At 54.5% G+C, this 23,171-nt stretch carries 22 protein-coding genes; 16 read left to right on the top strand and 6 right to left on the bottom strand.

The features are described from left to right. Window positions 1-34 precede the first annotated feature (34 nt). The 11 genes from I9W95_RS03285 (at window position 35) to I9W95_RS03235 (ending at window position 12,251) form a co-directional block, all read left to right on the top strand. A complete protein-coding gene (locus I9W95_RS03285) occupies window positions 35-682 on the top strand; it encodes a phosphoribosylanthranilate isomerase (RefSeq protein ID WP_225671817.1) in 648 nt (215 codons plus the stop codon). Then, window positions 648-1,874 (top strand): tryptophan synthase subunit beta, encoded by a 1,227-nt coding sequence (gene trpB, locus I9W95_RS03280; RefSeq protein WP_225671815.1) that lies wholly within the window; start codon window positions 648-650, stop codon window positions 1,872-1,874. Before I9W95_RS03285 ends, trpB begins: the two co-directional genes overlap by 35 nt. A 256-nt stretch (window positions 1,875-2,130) precedes the next feature. Continuing rightward, on the top strand, window positions 2,131-2,934 hold the full coding sequence (trpA, locus tag I9W95_RS03275) for a tryptophan synthase subunit alpha (RefSeq protein WP_225671813.1): 804 nt from the start codon (window positions 2,131-2,133) through the stop codon (window positions 2,932-2,934). Between the two features lie 6 nt (window positions 2,935-2,940). Next, on the top strand, window positions 2,941-4,197 hold the full coding sequence (locus tag I9W95_RS03270) for a bifunctional folylpolyglutamate synthase/dihydrofolate synthase (protein ID WP_225671811.1): 1,257 nt from the start codon (window positions 2,941-2,943) through the stop codon (window positions 4,195-4,197). Beyond that, window positions 4,182-4,736: an SPOR domain-containing protein gene (locus tag I9W95_RS03265; RefSeq protein ID WP_225671809.1), complete on the top strand. Its 555-nt coding sequence runs from the start codon at window positions 4,182-4,184 to the stop codon at window positions 4,734-4,736. Before I9W95_RS03270 ends, I9W95_RS03265 begins: the two co-directional genes overlap by 16 nt. Before the next feature lie 188 nt (window positions 4,737-4,924). Further along, window positions 4,925-5,419, top strand: a complete 495-nt coding sequence (locus I9W95_RS03260) for a CvpA family protein (protein WP_225671807.1) — start codon at window positions 4,925-4,927, stop codon at window positions 5,417-5,419. Window positions 5,420-5,451: 32 nt separating this feature from the next. Then, window positions 5,452-6,972: an amidophosphoribosyltransferase gene (gene purF, locus I9W95_RS03255; protein WP_225671804.1), complete on the top strand. Its 1,521-nt coding sequence runs from the start codon at window positions 5,452-5,454 to the stop codon at window positions 6,970-6,972. A 15-nt stretch (window positions 6,973-6,987) separates the two neighbouring features. Beyond that, on the top strand, window positions 6,988-8,202 hold the full coding sequence (locus I9W95_RS03250; protein WP_225671802.1) for an O-succinylhomoserine sulfhydrylase: 1,215 nt from the start codon (window positions 6,988-6,990) through the stop codon (window positions 8,200-8,202). A gap of 149 nt (window positions 8,203-8,351) precedes the next feature. Further along, window positions 8,352-9,275, top strand: a complete 924-nt coding sequence (locus I9W95_RS03245; protein WP_225671800.1) for an AAA family ATPase — start codon at window positions 8,352-8,354, stop codon at window positions 9,273-9,275. Beyond that, window positions 9,275-10,252 carry a DUF58 domain-containing protein gene (locus tag I9W95_RS03240; RefSeq protein ID WP_225671798.1) on the top strand — a complete coding sequence of 326 codons (978 nt, stop codon included), beginning with the start codon at window positions 9,275-9,277 and terminating at the stop codon, window positions 10,250-10,252. Before I9W95_RS03245 ends, I9W95_RS03240 begins: the two co-directional genes overlap by 1 nt. Continuing rightward, complete coding sequence (locus I9W95_RS03235) at window positions 10,245-12,251, top strand: transglutaminase family protein (RefSeq protein ID WP_225671796.1); 2,007 nt, start codon at window positions 10,245-10,247, stop codon at window positions 12,249-12,251. Before I9W95_RS03240 ends, I9W95_RS03235 begins: the two co-directional genes overlap by 8 nt. Here the strand turns inward: I9W95_RS03235 and I9W95_RS03230 are convergent. Continuing rightward, the gene (locus I9W95_RS03230) at window positions 12,248-12,901 is read right to left on the bottom strand and encodes a DUF6436 domain-containing protein (protein WP_225671794.1); all 654 of its coding nucleotides are present in this window, start codon (window positions 12,899-12,901) and stop codon (window positions 12,248-12,250) included. The two genes, I9W95_RS03235 and I9W95_RS03230, sit on opposite strands and share 4 nt — an antisense overlap. 116 nt (window positions 12,902-13,017) lie before the next feature. Here I9W95_RS03230 and I9W95_RS03225 point away from each other — a divergent pair, with 116 nt between their 5' ends. Together I9W95_RS03225 and I9W95_RS03220 are read left to right on the top strand one after the other, a co-directional pair. Further along, on the top strand, window positions 13,018-13,908 hold the full coding sequence (locus I9W95_RS03225) for a thioredoxin domain-containing protein (protein WP_225671792.1): 891 nt from the start codon (window positions 13,018-13,020) through the stop codon (window positions 13,906-13,908). Window positions 13,909-14,055: 147 nt separating this feature from the next. After that, the gene (locus I9W95_RS03220) at window positions 14,056-15,090 is read left to right on the top strand and encodes an NADP(H)-dependent aldo-keto reductase (RefSeq protein WP_225671790.1); all 1,035 of its coding nucleotides are present in this window, start codon (window positions 14,056-14,058) and stop codon (window positions 15,088-15,090) included. Between the two features lie 14 nt (window positions 15,091-15,104). On the opposite strand, the gene I9W95_RS03215 is transcribed toward I9W95_RS03220, so the two are convergent. Then, the gene (locus I9W95_RS03215; protein WP_225671788.1) at window positions 15,105-16,382 is read right to left on the bottom strand and encodes a BaiN/RdsA family NAD(P)/FAD-dependent oxidoreductase; all 1,278 of its coding nucleotides are present in this window, start codon (window positions 16,380-16,382) and stop codon (window positions 15,105-15,107) included. Window positions 16,383-16,446: 64 nt separating this feature from the next. Further along, a complete protein-coding gene (locus I9W95_RS03210) occupies window positions 16,447-17,790 on the bottom strand; it encodes an MATE family efflux transporter (protein ID WP_225671786.1) in 1,344 nt (447 codons plus the stop codon). Window positions 17,791-18,054: 264 nt separating this feature from the next. Between I9W95_RS03210 and I9W95_RS03205 the strand changes: the two genes are divergently transcribed. From I9W95_RS03205 to I9W95_RS03195, 3 genes are read left to right on the top strand one after another with little or no spacing between them, the layout of a single operon-like run. Next, window positions 18,055-18,609, top strand: a complete 555-nt coding sequence (locus I9W95_RS03205; protein WP_225671783.1) for an elongation factor P hydroxylase — start codon at window positions 18,055-18,057, stop codon at window positions 18,607-18,609. Window positions 18,610-18,621: 12 nt separating this feature from the next. Continuing rightward, a complete protein-coding gene (gene rhlB, locus I9W95_RS03200; protein ID WP_225671782.1) occupies window positions 18,622-20,013 on the top strand; it encodes an ATP-dependent RNA helicase RhlB in 1,392 nt (463 codons plus the stop codon). Window positions 20,014-20,047: 34 nt separating this feature from the next. After that, window positions 20,048-20,548 carry a hypothetical protein gene (locus I9W95_RS03195; protein ID WP_225671780.1) on the top strand — a complete coding sequence of 167 codons (501 nt, stop codon included), beginning with the start codon at window positions 20,048-20,050 and terminating at the stop codon, window positions 20,546-20,548. Here the strand turns inward: I9W95_RS03195 and I9W95_RS03190 are convergent. The 3 genes from I9W95_RS03190 to I9W95_RS03180 form a co-directional block, all read right to left on the bottom strand. Next, entirely contained in the window at window positions 20,526-21,272 is a 747-nt protein-coding gene (locus I9W95_RS03190; RefSeq protein WP_225671778.1) for an alpha/beta fold hydrolase, read from the bottom strand. The two genes, I9W95_RS03195 and I9W95_RS03190, sit on opposite strands and share 23 nt — an antisense overlap. A 5-nt stretch (window positions 21,273-21,277) precedes the next feature. Further along, entirely contained in the window at window positions 21,278-21,997 is a 720-nt protein-coding gene (locus I9W95_RS03185; RefSeq protein WP_225671776.1) for a TorF family putative porin, read from the bottom strand. A gap of 99 nt (window positions 21,998-22,096) precedes the next feature. Further along, entirely contained in the window at window positions 22,097-23,146 is a 1,050-nt protein-coding gene (locus tag I9W95_RS03180) for a M14 family zinc carboxypeptidase (RefSeq protein WP_225671774.1), read from the bottom strand. Between the last annotated feature and the right edge of the window lie 25 nt (window positions 23,147-23,171).

Below are 23,171 nucleotides of genomic sequence, written 5' to 3'. Positions count from 1 at the left end.
TAAAATTATGGCTTTCATTTAAACGGAAGCCGTTATGTCTGTTCGCCAAACTCGCACCCGTATCAAAATCTGTGGTCTTACACGGGCTGAGGACGCCGTTGCGGCGGTCAAGGCTGGTGCTGATGCAGTTGGCCTGGTGTTCTATGCGCCGAGCCCGCGTGCAGTAGATATTGAAACAGCTCGCGCGGTGATCGAGGCTGTGCCAGCGTTTGTCAGCGTGACAGCTCTGTTCGTTAATCCTGAGCCTGCTGAGGTGCAAAAGGTTCTGGATAGCGTTAGAATCGATTTACTTCAATTCCACGGTGATGAAGAAGATGACTTCTGCAGTCAGTTCAAACATCCCTACATCAAAGCCATCCGTGTCCGGCAAGCGTCGGATGTGGTGGCGTCGTGCATGCGCTTCCCAGGCGCACTGGCAATTCTTCTAGACAGTTATAAACCGGGGGTGCCCGGTGGTACTGGCGAGACCTTTGACTGGTCGCTGGTACCGGATGAATTACCAAAACCAATTATTCTTGCCGGTGGTCTGACCACTGAGAATCTCGCCCTTGGCATCTCCACGGTGAAACCGTTTGCGGTGGATGTGAGTGGCGGGGTTGAAGCCAGTAAGGGCATCAAAGATCACGGCAAAATCACAGAATTTGTTAATGAGGTGTATCGTGTCGACCAACAACCCATTTGATATCGACCTGCCGGATGCGCGTGGACATTTTGGTATCCACGGCGGCCGTTTCGTTTCTGAAACCCTGACCGCAGCGTTAGAAGAACTGACCGAAGTGTATGAAAAACTGCGTGATGACCCTGAGTTTCAGGCTGCGTTTGATAAAGACCTGGCACACTATGTCGGCCGTCCATCGCCATTGTATTTCGCTGAGCGTCTGACGGAAGAGTGCGGTGGTGCCCAGATCTGGCTGAAGCGCGAAGATCTGAACCACACCGGCGCGCACAAGGTGAACAACACCATTGGTCAGGCACTGCTGGCCAAGTTCATGGGTAAGAAGAAAGTGATTGCCGAAACCGGCGCCGGTCAGCACGGCGTGGCCTCTGCAACAGTAGCGGCGCGTTTCGGTCTGGAATGTAAGGTTTTCATGGGCTCTACCGACGTCGAGCGCCAGAAACTGAACGTTTACCGTATGAAGCTGCTGGGTGCTGAAGTTGAATCAGTTACCTCCGGCACCAAAACCCTGAAAGACGCTATGAATGAAGCTATGCGCCACTGGGTAACTAACGTCGACGACACTTTCTACATTATTGGTACTGCTGCTGGTCCTCACCCGTACCCGATGCTGGTGCGTGATTTCCAGAGCGTGATTGGCCGTGAAGTTCAGCGTCAGAGTGAAGAGCAGATTGGCCGTCAGCCGGATGCGCTGGTTGCCTGTGTCGGCGGTGGTTCAAACGCCATTGGTCTGTTCTATCCATACATCAAGTACCCGGAAGTGGCTATGTACGGCGTTGAAGCCGGTGGTCTGGGCCTCGATGGTGACCAGCACGCGGCACCGCTGAGCAAAGGTCGCCCGGGCGTTCTGCACGGCAACCGTACCTATCTGATGGAAGATGAGAACGGCCAGATCATGGGCACGCACTCGATTTCTGCTGGTCTGGATTATCCGGGTGTTGGCCCTGAGCACAGCTGGTTGAAAGATGTTAATCGTGCGAACTACGTAGCCGCTACCGATGATGAAGCACTGGATGCGTTCCATAAGCTGACTCAGCTGGAAGGCATTATGCCGGCGCTGGAATCTTCCCATGCGGTGGCTTATGCCATGAAGCTGGCGGCGACCATGGATAAAGACAAGGTCATCGTGGTGAACCTGTCGGGGCGTGGTGATAAAGACATTCATACCATTGCCGCTCTTGACGGTGTAACCGCTTAAGTTTGGTCGGAGCTGCTGCGCTTAGCCATTCGGAGCTACTGCGCTCGAAGCTACGGCGTTAAGAAACAGCTCAAGATGCTCATGTAGGTCAACTACACTGCGCTCTTTCGCTGTTTCTTGCCTTGTATCTTCAGCGCTCGTAACGCTCCGGGGTGTAAGAGTGTTCTCCCGGGGCGCTTCGATAGCAGCTGGAAATAAAAAAGATTAAATCGGCCTGGCTCAGAAGCCGGGCTGAAACCGAATTCAGGAGACTGAGATGTCCCGTATTAAAACTGCATTTGCAACGCTGGAAGCCGCAGGCAAAAAAGCGCTGATTCCATACATTACGGCGGGTGATCCGCAGAAAGAAGCCACTGTACCTATGATGCACGCGCTGGTTGCGGCTGGTGCTGATCTGATCGAGCTGGGTGTGCCGTTCTCTGATCCGATGGCTGATGGCCCGACCATTCAGCTGGCTTGTGAGCGCGCGCTGGCGCATAACACCTCGCTGCGTGATGTACTGCCGATGGTGGCGGAGTTCCGTAAAACCGACAACAACACCCCGGTGGTGTTGATGGGTTATCTCAACCCGGTTGAGCGCATGGGCTATGAAGCCTTCGCCGAAACGGCAGTAGCCGCTGGTGTGGATGGTGTGCTGATGGTGGATCTTCCACCAGAAGAAGCTGTTGATGTGGCGGATTTCTTTAAAACCCGCGATCTCGACATGATTTACCTGATTGCCCCGACCACCACCGACGCGCGCATTGAAGCGATCGGTAAGGCGGGCAGTGGCTATGTGTACTACGTGTCGCTGAAGGGCGTAACCGGTTCAAAAGCGCTGGATGTGGATGACGTGGCACGCAACCTCGACCGTATCCGTAAGCACGTTTCCATTCCCGTGGGCGTGGGCTTTGGTATCAGTAATGGCGAAACCGCGGCGGCAGTATCCAAAGTGTGTGACGGTGTTATCGTGGGCTCGGCGATTGTTAACCTGATTGCGACCAATGCAGAAGATTCTGCGGCGGCGCAGCAGGCAGTTTCTGCTCTGGTTAACAGTATGCGTACGGCACTGGATGCCTGATTCTGTATGACCTTTAACGCACAGACAGCGACGCTCAGTCAATGGCTCGAGCGTCTGGAATCGCTTCATCCTACCGAAATTGAACTGGGTCTTGGTCGTATCCGTCAGGTGGCTGACGTACTGGGATGCAGTAAGCCGGCACCGCTGACCATTGTAGTGGGGGGGACGAATGGCAAAGGCACAACGTCCGCACTGATTGCCGCATTATTGCGTGCCCAGGGCCTGAATGTCGGCGTCTACAGCTCGCCCCATATTCAGCGTTACAACGAACGGGTAGCGGTGAATGGCAGTGAGGTATCGGATGAAGCGCTGTGCGAAGGATTCAGGGCGGTTGAAGCAGCCCGTGGTGATGTGAGCCTGACGTACTTCGAGTTCGGCACACTGGCCGCTTTCAAATGGTTCTCTGAACAGAACCTGGACGCCTGCGTGCTGGAAGTCGGTCTTGGTGGTCGCCTCGATGCGGTAAATATTGTTGATCCGGATATTTCTGTGGTCACCAGTATTGGACTTGATCATCAGGCCTGGCTGGGTGATACCGAAGAGCTGATCGCCATTGAGAAAATGGGCATCGCCCGTCAGGGTAAATATCTGGTTTGTGGGCAGTCGAAGCCGCCGCAGACGGCTAAGCAAACGGTCGATACCATCGGTGGTTTGTGGCACTGCCGGGGCGAGCAGTTCGATGTGACTAAAACAGAAACGGGTCTTGAACTGCGTTTCCAGCAACAGGGCAGTGATGTGAACTGGTCGCTGCCGCTGGCGGCGATTCCTTACCATAATGTCGCCACGGCGATTCAGACACTGGCGCTGGTTGATCGCTTGCCTGATCTGCAAACAACGCAGAATGTAGTCGGCTCGTTACGTGTAGCGGGGCGTTTACAGTCATGGCAGCGCGGCAGTCTGACGCTGACTCTGGATGTGGCGCATAACGAGCAGGCTGCGGCATATCTCGGTCAGGTACTGGTAGAGGTGGATGGCCTGATTCTCGGCATGCTCGGCGATAAAGATGTACAGGCTGTTGCCCGGGTTCTGCCACGGTCGAAACAACGTTTACTGGTCGGACTCAGCTGCCCTCGCGGCCTGCAGGCAGCTGAACTGGCTCAGCGGCTGGGTGAAGACTCTGCCGACCGAGTTTTGGAAAATGTTGCTGCGGCAATGGATCAGTTACCGGATCAGGGCCATTGGTTGGTTTGCGGGTCTTTCTACACGGTAGAGGCTGCTATGGATGTCATCAGACAGGAGAAGGACGTTTGGAACAGCATCTGAAGAAGCGAATCCTCGGGGCATTCGTAACGGTTGTGGCAATTGCAATCGCGTTGCCGATTGTGCTGGATGGATCGCGCCGTCAGGCGGGGCTACAAACGGTACTGCCACCGATGCCGGCAACTGCTGATTCTGGCTATGTTGAGGATGAGCGACGGGTTCGTATTGAACTGGAGCAGCTGGCGTCGGGCGAAGCAGAAGCGCAGATAGCCGTTCCGGACAGTCGGGTCGTTATTCAGGATGATCCGCAGCCACCGGGTGTGCGGGTAGACCGAACGTCGCTTGATCAGGAGGGTGTGCCTTATGCCTGGACTCTGCAGTTAGGGGCATTCTCTGATCTGGATAACGCCAATGGTCTGCGTGATAAGCTGCGTTCCAAAGGGTACAAGGCCTATACCCAGACCTTTCCGGCAGACAACCTGACCCGCGTGTATGTTGGTCCGGAAGTGCAGCGTAGCGAAATTGAAGCGTTGCAGAAAAAACTGGTGAAAGATCTAGGCCAGAAAGACATTCATATCAAACGTTATCGTGCTGAGTCCTGAGTGATCGCGGTGGATGGAAAGTTCAGCTTTCCTCAACGCATTGCTTTGGTATACTTCGCGCTCCTGAGGGCTGGCGGTTGTTCGCGGCTCTCTCTCTTTGACTGGTTCAGGCCCGCCTGTGCGACTGAACGGTCAGGAACAGTTAATTTTGTATCGCCGTCTGGCGCTACTATCAATCGGGGCTATCCATGGCGGTAATTGATTGGGTGATACTGGCAGTTCTGGCCGTATCAGGACTGATCAGCCTTAAACGCGGCTTTGTTAAAGAAGCTTTGTCTCTGGCCAGCTGGATCGCAGCTTTCATCGTCGCCCGGTTGTTCAGCGGTAACCTCGCCACTCTGCTCGATGGCATGGTGGAAACCAATTCTCTGCGTTGGATTATCGCATTCGTTATCCTCTTTGCCGGCACGGTTGCAATCGGTGCTATGGTTAATCATCTGGTGGTCGAGATGGTCAGAATGACCGGCCTGGGTGGTACAGACCGTGTGTTCGGTATGGTCTTCGGTCTGATCCGCGGACTCATAATTCTGGTAGCCATTGTTTATGGGCTGCAGTTCACCATGGTTCCTCAGGACGTATGGTGGAAAGAATCAACATTTATCCCTCACCTTGAATCCGTTGCTGACTGGGCCCGTAAGACGTTGCCCGGAGCTGCAGATCAGGTGATGTCGATGACAAAATAGAATTCAGTCAGCTTGTTTGAGGTTTAACGCGCATGTGCGGAATAGTGGGTATCGTTGGCAAATCCCATGTGAATCAGGCTATCTATGATGCCCTGACAGTTTTACAGCACCGTGGGCAGGATGCTGCCGGTATCGTAACCAGCTATCAGAACAAGTTCTGTCTGCGAAAGGATAATGGCCTGGTATCGGATGTATTCCGTACCCGTCATATGCAACGCCTGATCGGTAATATGGGTATCGGCCACGTTCGTTACCCGACTGCCGGCAGCTCAAGCTCGGCAGAAGCTCAGCCGTTTTACGTGAACTCTCCGTACGGTATCGTGCTGGCGCACAACGGTAACCTGACCAACGCTGAAGAGCTGGCAGGTGACATCTACCGTGAAGACCTGCGTCACATCAACACCACTTCTGACTCCGAAGTACTGCTGAACATTTTCGCGCACGAACTTGCCGAGCAGAAACAGCTGCAACCAACGCCGGAAATGATCTTCAATGCGGTAGCTGAAGTACACAAGCGCGTACGTGGTGGTTATGCGGTCGTTGCTATGATCAGTGGCTACGGCATGATTGCTTTCCGTGATCCTAATGGTATCCGTCCGGCGGTATTTGGTCGTCGTGATACAGCCAAGGGTCCGGAATATATGGTGGCTTCTGAATCTGTTGCACTGGATGCGCTGGGTTTCAAACGTGAGCGTGATATCGCACCGGGCGAAGCTATCGTCGTAACCGAAAATGGTGAACTGTTTACGCAGCAGTGCGCGGAAAATTCACAGCTGGTGCCATGTATTTTTGAACACGTGTATTTTGCCCGTGCCGATTCCATTATCGACAGCATTGCGGTGTATAAAGCCCGTCTGCGTATGGGTGAAAAACTGGCAGAAAAAATTCTGCGTGAACGTCCGAATCACGATATTGATGTGGTTATTCCGATTCCGGATACCAGTCGTTCATCAGCGCTGGAATTAGCCAATCGCCTTGGTGTTAAGTACCGTGAAGGGTTTATGAAAAACCGTTACATCGGCCGTACTTTCATCATGCCGGGTCAGCAGCAGCGTAAGAAATCGGTTAAGCAGAAACTGAATGCTCTGGATCTGGAATTCCGCGGTAAAAACGTGCTGCTGGTTGACGATTCCATTGTGCGCGGTACTACCTGCGAACAGATTATTGAAATGGCGCGTGAAGCGGGTGCGAACAAAGTGTACTTTGCATCAGCCGCCCCAGCAGTGCGCTATCCGAACGTGTACGGCATCGATATGCCGGCGAAGGAAGAATTTATTGCTCATAATCGCACCACCGAAGAAGTGGCTGAAGCGATTGGTGCAGACTGGCTGGTGTATCAGGATCTGGAAGATCTTAAAGCAGCTTGTATTGAAGGCAGTAAGTCAAAAGTACGCGAATTCGATTGCTCGGTATTTGATGGTAAGTATGTCACCGGCGATATCGACGATGCTTACTTTGACCGCCTGCGCGAACTGCGTAACGATGCATCCAAAGGACAACGTGCAGCCATGGATAATGTGGCAATCGATCTTCACAACGAAACCGAATCCTGAGCGTAAGGCCTGAGCATGGCAGATTTTTCTGAATTTAATGCGCGCTACCAGTCTGATCTGGATGGTTGTGAGTTTGAGACACTGGCCGTTCGTGCCGGTCAGGTTCGTACTCACGAATGCGAACACGGTGAACCTATTTTCGCGACCAGCAGCTACGTATTTAACTCGGCTGCAGAGGCGGCAGCGCGTTTTGGTGGTGAATCCGAGGGGAATGTTTATTCCCGTTACACCAATCCAACCGTGCGTACGTTTGAAGATCGTCTGGCGGCACTGGAAGGCGGTGAAGCCTGTGCAGCAACGTCTTCCGGTATGGCCGCTATCTATGCAGTGGCGATCGCTCACCTGAAGGCTGGTGATCATGTCCTGTGTTCTGCCAGTGTTTTTGGCAGCACCATTGTGCTGTTCGAGAAATTCCTGCGTAAATTCAACGTCGATATCGACTATGTTGATTTGCTCGATCTCAACGACTGGCAGAATAAAATTCGCCCGCAAACCAAAATGCTGTTCCTGGAATCGCCGTCGAATCCACTGAATGATGTTGCAGATCTGGCGGCAATCGCCGGCATTGCACACAACGCTGGCGCTTTGTTTGTCGTTGATAACTGTTTCTGTACGCCGGCGCTGCAGCAGCCTCTGAAACTGGGTGCGGATCTCGTTGTGCATTCTGCAACCAAATATATCGATGGTCAGGGTCGTTGCATGGGCGGTGCAGTGGTTGGTTCAGCCGAACTGATTGAGCCGGTAATTGGTGTACTGCGTTCCGCAGGCCCGACCATGAGTCCGTTTAACGCCTGGGTTTTCCTTAAAGGTCTGGAAACGCTGGCTCTGCGCATGCGCGTGCACAGCGACAACGCACTGGCGCTGGCGCAATGGTTGCAGTCGCATCCAAAAGTGAAAAAAGTAAACTACTGTGGTTTAGCGGATCACAGTGGCCATGAACTGGCGAAAAAACAGCAGCGCATGTTTGGTGGTGTGTTGTCGTTTGAAGTTGAAGGTGGTCGGGAGGAAGCCTGGAAAGTGGTTGATGCTACGCGCATGATTTCTATCACCGCGAACCTCGGTGATGCGAAAACAACCATCACTCATCCGGGTACTACGACCCACGGTCGATTGTCAGAAGAAGAGCGTCAGAAAGCTGGTATCACGCAAGCATTGCTGCGGGTAGCGGTTGGGCTGGAGAATGTTGAAGACATTAAACGTGATCTGGCTGCAGGCCTGGATGCGCTCTGATTATTGAGTCAATGACGTGAATAAAAGGCGAAGCAAGCATGCTTCGCCTTTTTTATTTGTGATCTCTTTACAATCCTTACGCTCAGACCTTTGGCCGTCAGGCCGCAGTCTATTATCCTGACGACACGAGAATTTTTCAGGATAAGGTCATGACAGCGATTGCCCGGGTATTAGCACAACTCAATCAGGTCATTCTGGGTAAAGAAGAACAGGTAAAGCTGGCACTGAGCTGTCTGCTGGCTCGAGGACATTTACTGATCGAAGATTTACCTGGCATGGGTAAAACCACGCTATCACATGCGTTGGCAGGCACCATGGGACTGGACTACAAGCGCATACAGTTTACTTCCGATCTGTTACCCGCGGATATTCTCGGAGTCAGTATTTTTGAGCGCGAGGCAGGTTCAGATCAGGGCCGCTTCCGCTTCCATCCGGGGCCAGTCTTCAGTCAGGTGTTGCTGGCCGATGAAATCAACCGTGCCACGCCGAAAGCGCAGAGTGCATTGCTGGAGGCGATGGAAGAAGGGCAGGTGACGGTAGAAGGGGAAACCCGCCCCTTGCCACAGCCGTTTTTCGTTATCGCTACCCAGAACCCGGTATCGCAGTCTGGTACCTTCCCGTTACCAGAATCTCAGCTGGACCGTTTTCTGATGCGCATTCAGCTGGGTTATCCGGATGAGCGTGCAGAACGCGCTCTGCTCGAAGGTAAGGATCACCGGGCGCTGGCCAATCAGGTGCAGGCCGCTATCAGTATGCAGGAACTTCAGGCCCTGCAGCAGCAGGTCAATGAGGTTCAGGCATCAGCGACTGTGCTTGATTACTTGCAGCGCATCATTGCCTTTACCCGTTACGAGGGCGGGTATCAGTACGGTCTGTCTCCACGTGGTGCGCTGGCCTTATTACGCAGTGCCAAAGCCTGGGCGCTGGTCTCGGCCGGGCGCGGGCATCTGTTACCGGAAGATATTCAGGCAGTATTACCTGCGGTGGTTGATCACCGCCTTGCCGAAGCTGCGGAGGGCGGTTCTCATGCGGTTTCCCAACGCATCCTGAACAGCGTTGCGGTTCTGGTCTGATGTCGGTTAAGCAGCGCATACGTCAGCGGTGGCAACGATGGCTTGACCGGCGCATTCCACCTGCGTCGCAGGTAACGCTGAGTCATCGTTCTATCTTTATTTTGCCTACGGCAACCGGTGCGCTCTACTTGCTGATGCTGGTCGTGATGCTGATTACCGCCATTAATTACCAGAACAGTCTTATTTACGGCCTGACCTTCTGGCTGTTCAGTGTGGGTCTGGTGGCGATGATGTTCACTTTTCGCAATCTGTCCGGCCTGACGCTTGGTGCCGGGCATGTGAACCCGGTGTTTCAGGGCGATTCGGTCGGTTTGCCGCTGAGGCTGGAGGCCAGTCGTCGCTGGCACGAGTCTTTGGCGATAGGTTTTCCGGGTTATCCGCTATCACAGGCCGATGCGATTCCGGACAAGCCTGCCACTCTGATCCTCAGTTATGAGGCTCTGCAGCGTGGTCATCTGCGCACTGGCCGCCTGCGACTAGAAAGCCGCTACCCGTTGGGATTATTCCGCACCTGGACCTGGGTAGCACTGGATTTCAAAGGGCTGGTGTACCCGCATCCGGAATATGTGCCGTTCCAGTTTGTGGCCGGTGAATCCGGCGAACAGCTGGCCGGAGCACCGTCACTGGAATCCGGACAGCAGGACTTTCAGGGGTTGCGGCAGTATCAGCCTGGCGATTCGCTCAAACACATTGCCTGGAAACAACTGGCTCGTGGCCAGGGTTTGGTCAGTAAGGATTTCGACCATGATGAAGGCGCTTTGTGCTGGCTGGATTGGGAGGCGCTGGCGCCAGCACCGCTGGAGGTTCGTCTGTCGCGCCTGACCGGCTGGGTATTGCAGGCGCAGCAGCGCAACTGGCGTTACGGCCTGCGTCTGCCAGGGCGAGTTATAGAACCGGGCAACAGTGAAATACACCGTGACGAATGTCTGGCGTTGTTGGCGCTGTACGGTCTGGAGGAGGGTAACGAACGTGGCTGATATAAAACAGATTCCGCGCTTCTCCCTGCTGTGGTTGCTGGCCACTGCCGTCGCGGCTTTGTTACCCCATGCTCAGCATTTGCCGTTGTGGATGTGGCTGCTGGTGCTGCTGGCTACTGGCTGGCGCTGGCTCACGCACCTTGGGCGACTGCCTTATCCGGGCAAGGTCATCAAACTGGTAGCTGTGGTGTTGGCGTCACTGGCTGTGATAACTGCTTTTGAACGAACCTTATCGCTGGAAAGCGCTACGGCCTTCATGATTGCCAGTGCTGTGCTGAAAGTGTTTGAAATGCGCTATCAGCGAGATGGCTACATCGTCATTTTTCTCAGTTTCTTTGTACTGGCGGTCGCCTTTCTGTTTGATCAGGGCATTCTCTCGGCACTGTATGGCATTCTCTGCAGCTGGTTGCTGTTAACTGCACTGGTGGCCTTACACCGCAATCCTTTACGTGCTGATGACGTAGCGGATGGGCGGCGTACAGCGTCACTGGCGGCGAAAATTCTGCTGGCTTCAATACCCATGATGCTGGTGCTGTACCTGTTGTTTCCCCGACTGGCCCCTTTATGGAGTCTGAATCTTCACTCATCCAGTGCCATCACCGGACTGTCGGAGGAAATGTCGCCGGGAGATATCGCTCGGCTTGGCCAGTCTGACGAACTGGCATTCCGCGTGACCTTTAATGATGGCAGCTTGCCGCCGCGCGAGCAGTTGTACTGGCGTGCACTGGTGCTGGATCAGTATGACGGTCGCAGCTGGAAGCCAGCAGGGCTGGCGCGCACGGTTAAATGGCATCCGGCAGGTCGCATGCTGACCGAGGATGATGCCAACATCGACTATGACGTTATTCAGGAACCTTCTGGTCAGAAATGGCTGTACGCGTTACGTGGTATGAGTGCGCAACAGGTTTACACCGGTGTCAGCATTGATGAGCGTCTGGTGTCCAGGCGGGAGGTTCATAACCGCACTCGCTATCGTGTGATTTCGCGCCCGCAACTGGTTATCGACGGCGACTTTCTGCCGGAGCCATGGCGAAGTGTGAATCTCGAATTACCGGCTGAGGTTAATCCGCAGACCAGGACGAAAGCCGCCGTACTGAGGCAGCAGTCGGAATCTGCAGAGGCATACTTGCAGAGCGTCATGGAGAGCTTTAGCCGTGAACCGTTTTTTTACACCCTGCGGCCACCAATACTTGGCGACAATGATATCGACGATTTTCTGTTTAATACCCGGCGCGGATTCTGCGCGCATTACGCCAGTGCCTTCACCTTTATGGCACGCAGTGCAGGTATTCCTGCCCGGGTCGTGGTCGGTTATCAGGGCGGTAAGTGGAACGAAGAGGAGCAGTACCTGACTGTTCGCCAGTATGATGCTCATGCCTGGGCCGAAGCATGGCTCGAAGGTCAGGGGTGGGTGCGTTTCGATCCGACAGCGATGGTCGCGCCGGAGCGTATCCTCTACGGCCTTGAGCAGGCGGTCGCTGATGAAGGCAGTTTTCTCGAAGAACAGGGGCTAACCGCACGCGCGCTGCGCGAGATCGGTTGGCTGAATCGTCTGAGCCTGGAATTCGATAGCCTGAATTACTACTGGCAGCGTTGGGTGTTGTCGTATGACGGTCAGCGCCAGAAGAACTTCCTGCAAACTGTTATCGGCATACAGGATTACAAGCGCGGGCTGTACTTTCTTGGTAGCTCGTTTGGCGTGTTCTTTTTGCTGGCGACCCTATGGCTATGGTGGCGTGATCGGCCGCAGCCGAGATCAGCCTTTATCCGGGCATGGGGAGCGTTGCAGCAGCGAGCAAAGAGGCTTGGTCTTGAGCCAGTGGCTGGAGAGGCTCCGGGTCAGTACCTGCAACGTTTATCGGACGTTGTTGCTGAAGAATGCAGAGAAGACGTGATGAAGTTTGCCGGGCAACTGGAAATTACACTGTACGTTGAATCAGAGCCAGATATGGCGGCTTTGATTCGTGCGCTGAAACAATTGCGCCGGCGTCTGCGTTAACCGGACTGGTTGCTGGTCGGCCAGTGGCAAAAGCAGCCACTGCCTGCCACATTGGCAAACGGACCATAAGCCTCTGCTGCGCGCATTTTACGAATTATCGCTGGGAAAAAATCGTCGCTGGCAACCGTACATAACGCACCGAAGCCGTAGGCTCCGAAGTAGCCAAGTTCTCCCTGCGGATTGATCAGGGCCAGAGCTGGACTGGCGGGGAGGTTAAGGCCAGCGGGCTCACGTACGATCTGCATGCGCGCGCCGTTCAGGCGGGTAAATTCTTCAAGTTGCCTATCACTGGTAGTGGAGGGGGCCACCACCAGAATGCGCATCTGTGTCTCATCGAAGGCCGCAACCAGTCCATCGAAGTGACGCTGACTGAGTTGATTACACAGGCAGTCCGGATTCCAGAAGTGGATAAGCGTGGTCTGCTGCGCGCTGGCGGCTGGTAATAACGTAAGCAGCGGCTGAATACGCTCGCTGATAATGGCCGGGCGCAGATAACTTAGATCATCGTCGCTGGCGATAAACGGCCGTACATTCTGCTGCTGAAACCACCATAGTCCGGCCAGGGTTGCCAGCAGCCAGCCACCGATCATAACTGACAGAAGAAAGGTACGCGCAGCAGAGGCCTGGGGTTTAGGGCTGGATTCCGGCATAAGGCGTTAACACAAGCTGAGAATTCAGCGCAGTATAACGGTATCCTGTTGCCGGTAGTTGAAAGATATCAAGATTGACCGCATAAAGCGGTGCAGAAATATTCACCGGCATTCCCATGACAGAGAAAATAACCGCAGACTCGTTTGACCAGCTGGTATCTGAGGCGAGCAACGTATTGCTGGTTGATGTCTGGGCCCCCTGGTGTGCGCCATGCCGCGCCTTATTGCCGTTACTGGAGAAAGTCGCTGCGACTTTTTCGTCCGAACTCACACTGTTAACCCTGAACGCCGATGACTATCCGCAGTTGGTTGAACGGCTGGCGGTGCGCACTTTACCCACCTTATTGCTGATTAAGCAGGGCAACGAGCTGGATCGCCTGACGGGCGTGCAAAGTGAATCTCAGTTGCTGGGTTTTATTACCCCGTATATTGCTGAACCGCCATCGGATCTGCTGTTGCAGGCGGAAGCCTGTCGTCAGCAGGGGCTGGATGAAGAGGCGCTGCGCTTATGGCAGGTCGCCATTGCTGATGATCCCGGCAATAACACCGCCCGTATCGCTCTGATTACAGCCTTGCTGGAGGGTGGTAGCGATCAGGCGGGTGTTGATGAGGATATTGAACAGCGCTTAGCGCTGGCTCTGGAATGTCTGCAACAGGCACCTGCAGAGTGCCTGCGTGATCCTAAACTGGCCCAATTGCAAACCCGGGTGCGCCGTGCCGCGCGCCTGAGTGAAGAGGCGAGAGACTGGCAACAGATTGCACAGCGTGCGCAGCAGGGTGACCTGCAAGCGATTGAATTGTACAGTCACTGGCTGGCTGCCGGCGGCCGCTTTGATGAGGCGGGCGAATTTTTGTTGCAAAGGCTCGTTCAGGCCACCGATCAGGCTGCGCAGCTGGTTATCCGCGACGAATTAATTACTCTGCTCGACACCATGCCTGACAGGGCCCAGGCGAATGCTCTGCGCCGGCGCATGTTTGCGCTGACGGATCCTCGCGGCTCTGAATAATATTTACATTATACCGTTATCTGCTTTTACGTCGTAAGCGCGATAATCCCCGCTGCCGAGTCTGCCGGTTGGTACTGAGTGTTCCATTGTGGGCATCAGCTGTTCTGGCGTTTTGCGTTAACATGGCCGCTGCATTTGGAGGTAAATATGGAAAAACGACGTCTCGGTAACACCGACCTGATGGTGACTTCGCTGTGCCTGGGGACCATGACCTGGGGTGAGCAGAATAGCGAAGCACAGGCCCATGAACAGATGGACTACGCCCTTGAACGTGGCATCAATTTCTTTGATACCGCCGAAATGTATCCGGTACCGCCTAAAGGCGAGACCCAGGGCCGTACAGAGCAGTATATCGGCAGCTGGTTCGCTGAGCGCGGACAGCGTGACAAAGTTATTCTGGCCACCAAGGTTGCAGGCCCGGGGGACTGGATGACGCATATCCGTAATGGCCCGCAGTTGACGCGCGAGCATATCCGCGAAGCGGTAGAAGGTAGTCTGCGTCGGCTGCAGACCGACTATATCGATCTTTACCAGATTCACTGGCCGGCACGTCCGACCAACTTCTTTGGTCAGCTGGGGTACGTGCATCGCGAGTCCGACAGTACGCCACTGGAGGAGACGCTGGCGGCGCTGAATGAACTGATCACAGAAGGCAAAATCCGCCATTACGGCCTGTCGAATGAAACCGCCTGGGGCACCATGAAGGTACTGCAGATCGCCGAGCGCAATGGCTGGCCGAAACCGGTCAGTATTCAGAATCCGTATAACCTGCTGAATCGCAGTTACGAAGTTGGCTTGGCAGAAGTTTCCCATCAGGAGCAGGTGGGTTTACTGGCGTATTCACCACTGGCATTTGGTGTATTGTCCGGTAAATACCTCAATGGTCAGCAACCGCAGGATGCGCGTATTACCCTGTTCGAACGCTTCAGTCGCTACAAAGGTGAGCATGCCGATGCGGCGGTTGCGCAATACGTTGCTCTGGCGCAGGAGGCGGGGGTCTCACCGGCACAGATGGCGCTGGCGTTTGTGACTCAGCAGCCCTTTGTGACGTCGAATATTATTGGTGCAACCAGCTTGGCGCAGTTACAGGAAAATATTGATTCGGCGGCACTGCAGCTGGATGAATCCTTACTGCAGGCCATTGATGGCATTCACAAGGTGCATTCTAACCCTTGCCCATAAAGCCGGGCGCAAGGTTACTGCTGATTGTCCGCTGGCTGCGCCTGCAGCCAGTCGCACAGATGGCGGCCGGCCCAGCGGCCGGTGGCGAAACAGGCGGTCAGCAGGTAACCACCGGTTGGTGCTTCCCAGTCGAGCATCTCACCGGCAGCAAAAACTCCGGGGATTTTATTCAGCATTAATTGCGTATTTAATTCACTGAATTTAACCCCGCCAGCACAGCTGATAACTTCTTCTATCGGACGGGTAGCGGTTACCGCTGGCAGGCGCATATTTTTAAGTGCTCTGGCGACGGCAAGGTGATCACTGACATCCAGTTGTGGGTAGCATTCCCGTAACAGGGCGTTGGCGATGGGGGGCAGATTTAATTTCTTTTTTAATACGTTAGGAAAACTCAGTCCTTTTCGTGGCTGACTGAGTTTTCGGATCAGTTGTTCTTCGTCTGTATGTGGTAACCAGTCGAGGGTCAGGCAGGCAGATTCGGAATCGTGCAGCATGGACTCGCGCAGCGGTGCACTCAGGGCATAGACCAGGCTGCCTTCAACGCCGTAGTGGCTGACAATAAATTCACCGGTACGGCTCTCTGTCTGGCCCTGGGGATTGCTGACTGTAAGTTGTACATGTTTGACCGGTGTACCGGCAAAGCGTTGCTGAATGAAATTGCTCCATGGAATTTCAAAACCACAGTTGCTGGATTTCAGCGGTTCAATGTCGACCTGTAGTTGTTTCAAGGGAAGACACCAGCTGCCATCAGAACCCAGTTTCGGCCAGCTGGCACCACCGAGTGCCAGTACCACAGCATCAAACCGATAATCTTTTTTGCCATCCGTGTTTTCGATTTCCCAGATCAACTGATTATTTTCCCGACGCCAGCCTGTCCAGCGGTGACGCGGGTGAAAAACAACACCTTGCTGACGTAATCGCTGCAGCCAGGCACGCAATAGCGGGGCGGCTTTCATATCCTTGGGAAATACCCGTCCTGAAGTGCCGACAAAGGTCTCCACGCCGAGACCATGTATCCACGTGCGCAGTGCTTCAGGCGTAAAAGCATTGATCATCGGCTGCAGACAGTCTTCTGCTTCCCGATAGCGCTGCAGAAACTGTGGCAGGGCTTCCGAGTGGGTAATGTTCATGCCGCCGATTCCAGCCAGCAGAAACTTGCGTGCAACACTGGGCATCGCGTCGAACACCTCAGGCTGGTAGCCATGACGGGCAATTTCTTCGGCAGCCATCAGGCCAGCAGGACCAGCTCCGATAACAGCGACGCGGGTGACAGGGGCATTGTGTTCAGACATTCGGTCAGATTCAGTGTTCGCGGCGCGTCAGTGTATCATGCTGTGCGCCGCGGACAGAGAGCGCTTACTCGTATTGTGGACGGCGACTGACTCGATAGAGTCGGATTGCGAGTGCTATTGCGGCAGCAGTCAGGCCGAGAATCAGGCCGGTCCAGAAGCCCGGAGCGCCATACGGGGTGTCCGCATAGAAGGCCAGCCAGTAGCCACTGCCCAGACCAATAACCCAGTAGGCGACAAAGGTGATCAGCATCACCGCAAAAGTATCGTGATAGCCGCGTAGCGCACCGGCAGCTCCTACCTGCACGGCGTCTGACAACTGGAATATCGCGGCAAATATCATCAGGGTCGCTGCTGTCTTAACGACCGCGGGGTCTGGTGAATACAGCCCTGCCAGATGGGAAGCAAACAGTAGCATGAGGGTGGCATTAAATAAGGCAACGCCGAGGTTCAGACCAATGCCCAGCCAGGCGGTGCGTCTTGCCAGCGCGGTTTCACCGGAGCCGAGCCAGTGTCCCACGCGGACGGTCAGAGCCATACCGACGCTGAGTGGAATCATAAAGGTCAGCGAGCTGATATTCAGTGCCACCTGATGGCCTGCTACCACGCTCGGGCCAAGGCCCGTCAGCAGCAGAGCAATAACGGTAAACAGTGTCACTTCAAAGAAAATTGCAATGCCAATCGGAATGCCGATTTTCAGAATCTCGCGTACTTGCGGGTACAGCGGCTTAGCAACGTATTGCCACAGCGGATAGTCGGCGGGTAGGCGCTTGCGGCGGGTGTTGCGCGCCATGGCGAAGGCCATACCGGCGAAAATAATTGAACTGCCAATGCCACAGCCGACGCCGCCCAGCTCCGGCAGGCCAAACCAGCCATAAACAAAAACGGCATTTGCGGGAACATTAAGCAGTAACCCGCTCAGCATGATGCGCGTGACTTGGCCAGCTTCATTCAAGGCTTCGGCATAAAAGCGATAGGCGAGGAATATCCCCGCGCCAGGCATACCGACAGCAATGGCCATGGTGTAGTGCGAGGCGATACTGGCTGTTACCGGATCATCAACGATTGAGGTCAGCGCCAGTGAAGCCAGTGATAACAGGATGCCAGCAATAGAACCGAGCACAATGCCGACCCACAGCGCGGAGCTGAGCAAAACCGGCAAACGATCATGTTTAGCCGATGCATTCAGACGCGCGGCCAGCGGTGACAGGGCCACCAGCACACCAGCAAGAAACAGCCAGGTCGGCAGCCACAGGCTGGTACCAATGGCGACCGCTGCCAGATCACGGGTGCTGACATAGCCCGACATAAGAGTATCGATCGTGCCCATACCAATCTGCGCCAGCTGGGTGGCCAGAATCGGCATGGTCAGTTTCAGTAGTGCACGTAGTTCCTGGTTTCTGAACGTCATTACAAAAGCATCCGGCCCGGCGCAGGCCAGGCTGAAAAAATCATTAAAAAGGTGAAGGCAGCGGTTCCTCCAGAACGGAGCGCGACTGCGGAGAGGCGCTCATTCTGACTCTAAACGTTGACTGATGCCAGACTTATCCGACACTCAGGCCATGGAATAGAGAATCCCGCTGGTGCTGATCTGACCTGCGGGGTACCATGGCCTGACATTAACAGACAGTATGTGCCCAACATGTACCCCTCCGGAGGTATCCGGACCCGCACTATGATTCCAGCGCTGCATTTTCCTGATCTGATTCAGCTTTTTAACCAACTATTTCTCAGTACCGAAAACACCGAACTGGTGGCCGGCGATGATGAGCCCATCTATTTGCCAGCAGATAGTCAGAATCAACATCATCGTCTGATTTTTGCTCACGGCTTTTATGAGTCGGCGCTGCACGAAATCAGTCACTGGTGCATAGCCGGAAAAGCACGGCGTCAGTTAGTTGATTTCGGCTACTGGTATGAGCCAGATGGTCGTTCGGCAGACAAACAGCGTGAGTTCGAGCTGGTAGAAGTCAAACCGCAGGCGGTTGAATGGCTGTTGTCGGTGGCTTGCGGGCGACGCTTCTACGTCAGTACCGATAACCTGCATGGAGAGCCAGGGGCGGTTGAAGCGGGACTGCAGCGATTTCGTCAGGCCGTGTTTGAACAGGCACAGGTTTACCTGCGCTGCGGTCTGCCGCCAAGGGCAGAAGTATTAAAAAACGCACTGTTAGATTATTATCAACGACATTCTGAGTATGGCGCCTACCAATTTGCGCCGGAAAACATATAAACGGAGCAACGTTTGTTTAAAAAACTGCTGAAAGCCGTCTCTGGTAAGAAAGAGGCGCCGGCCCAGAAAACAACCCCAACAGGGCGTGGAAATAAGGCGAAACAAGCCAACCAGCCAGCCAGGGACACGCATAACGCCAAACACACGGCGCATAATGCTGAGGGTAAAAAGAAAAAGGGCAAAACCACGCAATCCCGTAAGCCAGAGAAGCCTGCGGTTGATGATACGCCATGGAGCCTTGACGATTTCAAGGTTGAAAAGGTCGAGGGTCAAACCCGTTTCCATGATCTGGATCTGCCGGATTCCGTAATGCGCGGAATTCATAAACTGGGTTTCAGCTACTGCACCCCGATTCAGGCCGAAGCATTGCCAGCGACGTTGCGTGGTCGTGACACCATTGGTCAGGCGCAAACGGGTACCGGTAAATCTGCTGCCTTCCTGCTGACCATTCTCAACAAACTGCTGACCGACGTTCCCGAAGAACGCTACGCCAGTGAGCCTCGCGCTCTGGTGGTTGCCCCTACCCGTGAGCTGGCACTGCAGATTGGTAAGGATGCAGAAGGTCTGGCGCGTTACACCGGCCTGAACATCGTTACCATCGTTGGTGGTATGGACTACGAGAAGCAGCGTTCGCAGTTGCGCAACCATGTGGTTGATCTGCTGGTCGCGACGCCAGGTCGTCTGATTGATTTTATGCGCAGTCAGGACGTTTATCTGGATCAGGTTGAAGTGCTGGTGCTGGATGAAGCAGACCGCATGCTGGATATGGGCTTTATTCCGGATGTACGCCGTATCGTGCGCGCTACGCCACCGAAGGAAGAGCGTCAGACGCTGCTGTTCTCGGCAACGTTTAACTATGACGTGCGTATCCTGATCGATCAGTGGACAAAAGATCCGATGCAGGTCGTGATTGAACCCGAGCAGGTTGCTACTGATCGCGTTGAGCAGCGTTGTTATCTGCTGGCCGACAGCGATAAATACAAAATGCTGGAGAGCGTATTGAGCGAAGAGCAACCCGAGCGTTGCATCGTGTTTGCTAACCGTCGCGACCTGACTCGTAACCTGTGTGACAAGCTGAATAAACACGGTCATAAGGCCGTTCTGTTATCGGGTGAAGTCAGTCAGGATAAGCGTATTAAAACGCTGGAACGTTTCCGCGCTGGTCAGGTCAGTATCATGGTCGCGACCGATGTTGCAGGTCGTGGTATTCACGTCGATGGTGTCAGTCACGTGGTGAACTACACCTTGCCGGAAGACCCGGAAGATTACGTACACCGTATTGGACGTACCGGACGGGCGGGTGCCAAAGGCGTTTCCATCAGTTTTATTTCTGAAGACGATGCGTTTGTGTTACCGGATCTGGAAAAATACCTCGGTACGAAACTGGAGCTGACTCAGCCCTGAGTATTTTGGCAGGCTTTGCCATTCAGGAGTGTTAATGCCAAAGCACAGATTACGGACAATCTTTCTGCTGGCAGCGTTATTGGTAACGCTGCCATCGCTCGCCTACAAAAAGCCACCCATTGAAAACCCGGTAACACCGGAATGGACGGAACAGTACCTGCATCAGACGGGGTCGGCGTTGCTGAATGACAGCGAGCAGGATCACGTTATGTCGTATTACTATTTCGGTGCCGTCAATGGTCGTACCCTGATGGGGCTGGAACGAGTCCGCGGCGACGATTACGACCAGTTTTTCAGTCTGATGGTATTTGAACAGCAAACCCTGCTGGGTTTTTATCAGAATGTTCCCAGCTTTCCGTCCGGTGTGGACACTGATGGCAACGTTTCTTTTCCGCGTGGCGTTGATGCGCATCCGCGTGGTTTGCATCAGCCTTTCAATATTCTCACCGACGAATTTCTCGCCCTATGTCAGGGCATTCGCGAAGATAATCGCTGCATAGAATGGCAGCCGGTTACGCCTGCAGAATCTCATTGATCAGCCACTCTGGGGCATCCAGAGGCAAGTCGTGTCCGGCTCGTTGATGGACACTGAGCGGTGACTGCCAGCGTTCAGCAATACGCGCCGTGCAGCGTGGGTTCACCAGCTGATCGCCCAGACTGTGATACAGATGAACGTTGCTGACAGGGGCCGACAGTGGCCCGTGATAGCGGCTTGCAGCTAACAGCTGTGCCAGTGCATTACGCAGGCTCAGAGGATGTCGCTGCGCATAATCTTTCCATTCTTTTGCCAGGGCATTGCGCGGCTGACTGCTGGTCCAGCGCAGAATAGCGGCCTCCAGATCTCTACCACTGAGCAGCGTTGCACTGAGGCTGAAGAAGGCTCGTGCGCGCATACGTGACCAGGGTGTCGACAAATTACTGAAGCTGGTATTAATCATGTGCAGTGCCTGCACTTCATCGGGAAAGCAGCGTGCCCATTCGGCGCCAATCATGGCGCCCATAGAAATCGTCACCAGTGTCAGCGGCTGATCGCTGTGGTGCTGGTTTTTAACCTGCTGGCGTAAGTCCAGCATCATTGCATGGATAGAGAAGGGCGTTTTTTCGCGCCAGCGCTCGCCGTTGCCTGCAAGTTCAGGCATCAGTAGTGGTGTTGACGCTGGAAGTTGTTGCTGCAGACGGGTGGGAAAATCACCCCAATGGTAGCGGGCGCGGATCAGGCCGCGAATCAGAATCCAGGGAGAAGGCTGATCAGCGGCCATGTTGGTTACCAGAGCTGGAAGTAACGCTGAAAGCCAAACTCGATTGCTGTGCTGGCATCATAGTCGGCAGACAGGTTGGTACGGTTAAGTGCTATGCGGATATCCCATGGCCCATAACTGCGATCGAGGGCGACACGGAACTGCCAGTAGCTGTCGCGTTGCGTGTCTTCATCAAAGTTGAAATCATCATCGTCGACTTCAAGCCAGCGATGTTGCGCTGTAAACAATTCCAGCGAGAAGTCGCTGAACTGCCAGGTGTAACCCAGCTCCAGGTGACGCATATCGAAACCGCTGCCAAGGTGGTCACCACTCTGGCGCCAGCCGAATGTCAGTGCGTCATTGATCAGCAGGCGCACAGCACCTTCGGTATAGGACTGATCTCTGATGTCTGTATCGCCAGCCCAGGTGTACCGGGTAACAGACAAATCTGCGGCGATGCGGTCAGTCAGTGGCAGGTAGTAGCCAGCAAAAGCATCATGCTCATAGGTTGCATGATCTTCTTTACGCTCAACGCCGGAAGACCAGATACCTGTGTACAGGCCGGTATTGCTCAGCCAGGTAACACCGCCTTGCAGAGCTGGTTGTCCCCGGGTTTCGCTGATGCCGTCACGGACGTATTCCGTTGTTGCGCCGATACTGGCAGTTATTTCTGCCTGAGAAGACAGGCTGGTAAAAAGCAGAACGGCTGCAGACAGAAAAGAAAATCGGCGTGGGTTTAACAGCATGAGGTAAAACTTTCCGGTGTATTGATCATTTTCGTGGCCGCTATCATACGATGTTTCGGCCCCGCTGTGATGTCTTTGGTTCATAAGCGCCGAAAAAGTTTAGTTTTGTCGTCCGTACCAGCGCTCTTCAGCCTCTGCCGTCAGCTGTTGACGTTCCACACCAGCCATAGGGCTCCAGCCGGGCATGCTGCGCACGGCGGACATGAGGAACTCAAACAGCGTGAAATGCCGGCGCAAAATACGTTTATGGCGATGTGGCAGAATCGGATTAAACAGGCTGTGATAGCGAAGCAGGTGACGCGGGTTCTTCTTTACCCACAGCCACGACCCCATTTCCAGTGTCAGTGGCAGGTAGGTACCCTCCGGTTGCTGTTCGCTGTATTGCGCGTATATGTGATCCCACAGGTCGCCATGCGTGGTGTAACTGTGAGCCTGGGGTTCGAACAGATACACGCTGTGGTCGGGATAGGTGCGTTCAAATAATTCTGTCAGCGCGTAGGCCTCGGCGAGGCCAGGCCAGGGCTGTACGCTCTTAGCCCAGGGAAACCAGATGCGGTCTTTGTAGCCAAAACCGGAATGACAGTCGAGACTGATGCAATGGCTCTGGTTGCGCAGTTCAGCCAGTACCGCATCGACCAGCGACTGACTTTCGGCGGCCATACCTTCTCCCTTGCGTCCGCGATACCACGGCAGTGACGGGCTGATGCGCTGGCCAGCCACCAGCCAGGGGGGACTACCTTCGGCCTCGACCGGCGCGTTGCGCATCAGGTCGATCCCCTGGGGATTGCAACGACTGTTCCGCCACATTCCGCCGGGGTTAACGATCGGAATAAGGCACAGACGAATCTGGCTCAGCATGTCCGTTGCTACCGGGTCCCAGCTGAGGCGTTCAATCAGGGTGCGCAGAAAGGCCAGAATGACCTGAGTGCCAATCCGCTCAATACCATGGACACCACCAGTCAGAATGAGCGTCGGAGCGAGAGGAGCTGTTGACCCCATTTCCAGCACGTAAAAGGGTAACTGATGTCCTTCCATTGGAATGTGTAACGGTACATTAATACGCAGGTGCTGACGGCCGCGCTTAATCAGCTCTTCCAGTTGTATCAGCTCCGGCAGCGCATGCTCTACCGGGGAAAGTCGTTGAATCACAGTGGTGGTGTCCTTATGCTCCTCC

The organism is Thalassolituus marinus, assembly GCF_020320395.1.
Classification (GTDB): Bacteria; Pseudomonadota; Gammaproteobacteria; order Pseudomonadales; family Oceanobacteraceae; genus Venatoribacter; species Venatoribacter marinus.
The sequence above is the reverse complement of the archived record's forward strand: the minus strand, read 5'-3'. Positions and strand labels throughout refer to the sequence as shown.

Coding starts and splice junctions, on each gene's coding strand:
- I9W95_RS03210 (WP_225671786.1), bottom strand. CDS start 17,790: ATGACGTTCAGAAACCAGGAACTACGTGCACTACTGAAACTGACCATG.
- trpA (WP_225671813.1), top strand. CDS start 2,131: ATGTCCCGTATTAAAACTGCATTTGCAACGCTGGAAGCCGCAGGCAAA.
- I9W95_RS03285 (WP_225671817.1), top strand. CDS start 35: ATGTCTGTTCGCCAAACTCGCACCCGTATCAAAATCTGTGGTCTTACA.
- I9W95_RS03240 (WP_225671798.1), top strand. CDS start 9,275: ATGTCGGTTAAGCAGCGCATACGTCAGCGGTGGCAACGATGGCTTGAC.
- I9W95_RS03230 (WP_225671794.1), bottom strand. CDS start 12,901: ATGCCGGAATCCAGCCCTAAACCCCAGGCCTCTGCTGCGCGTACCTTT.
- I9W95_RS03225 (WP_225671792.1), top strand. CDS start 13,018: ATGACAGAGAAAATAACCGCAGACTCGTTTGACCAGCTGGTATCTGAG.
- I9W95_RS03245 (WP_225671800.1), top strand. CDS start 8,352: ATGACAGCGATTGCCCGGGTATTAGCACAACTCAATCAGGTCATTCTG.
- I9W95_RS03250 (WP_225671802.1), top strand. CDS start 6,988: ATGGCAGATTTTTCTGAATTTAATGCGCGCTACCAGTCTGATCTGGAT.
- I9W95_RS03215 (WP_225671788.1), bottom strand. CDS start 16,382: ATGTCTGAACACAATGCCCCTGTCACCCGCGTCGCTGTTATCGGAGCT.
- I9W95_RS03220 (WP_225671790.1), top strand. CDS start 14,056: ATGGAAAAACGACGTCTCGGTAACACCGACCTGATGGTGACTTCGCTG.
- I9W95_RS03195 (WP_225671780.1), top strand. CDS start 20,048: ATGCCAAAGCACAGATTACGGACAATCTTTCTGCTGGCAGCGTTATTG.
- I9W95_RS03185 (WP_225671776.1), bottom strand. CDS start 21,997: ATGCTGTTAAACCCACGCCGATTTTCTTTTCTGTCTGCAGCCGTTCTG.
- I9W95_RS03270 (WP_225671811.1), top strand. CDS start 2,941: ATGACCTTTAACGCACAGACAGCGACGCTCAGTCAATGGCTCGAGCGT.
- I9W95_RS03190 (WP_225671778.1), bottom strand. CDS start 21,272: ATGGCCGCTGATCAGCCTTCTCCCTGGATTCTGATTCGCGGCCTGATC.
- I9W95_RS03260 (WP_225671807.1), top strand. CDS start 4,925: ATGGCGGTAATTGATTGGGTGATACTGGCAGTTCTGGCCGTATCAGGA.
- trpB (WP_225671815.1), top strand. CDS start 648: ATGAGGTGTATCGTGTCGACCAACAACCCATTTGATATCGACCTGCCG.
- purF (WP_225671804.1), top strand. CDS start 5,452: ATGTGCGGAATAGTGGGTATCGTTGGCAAATCCCATGTGAATCAGGCT.
- I9W95_RS03205 (WP_225671783.1), top strand. CDS start 18,055: ATGATTCCAGCGCTGCATTTTCCTGATCTGATTCAGCTTTTTAACCAA.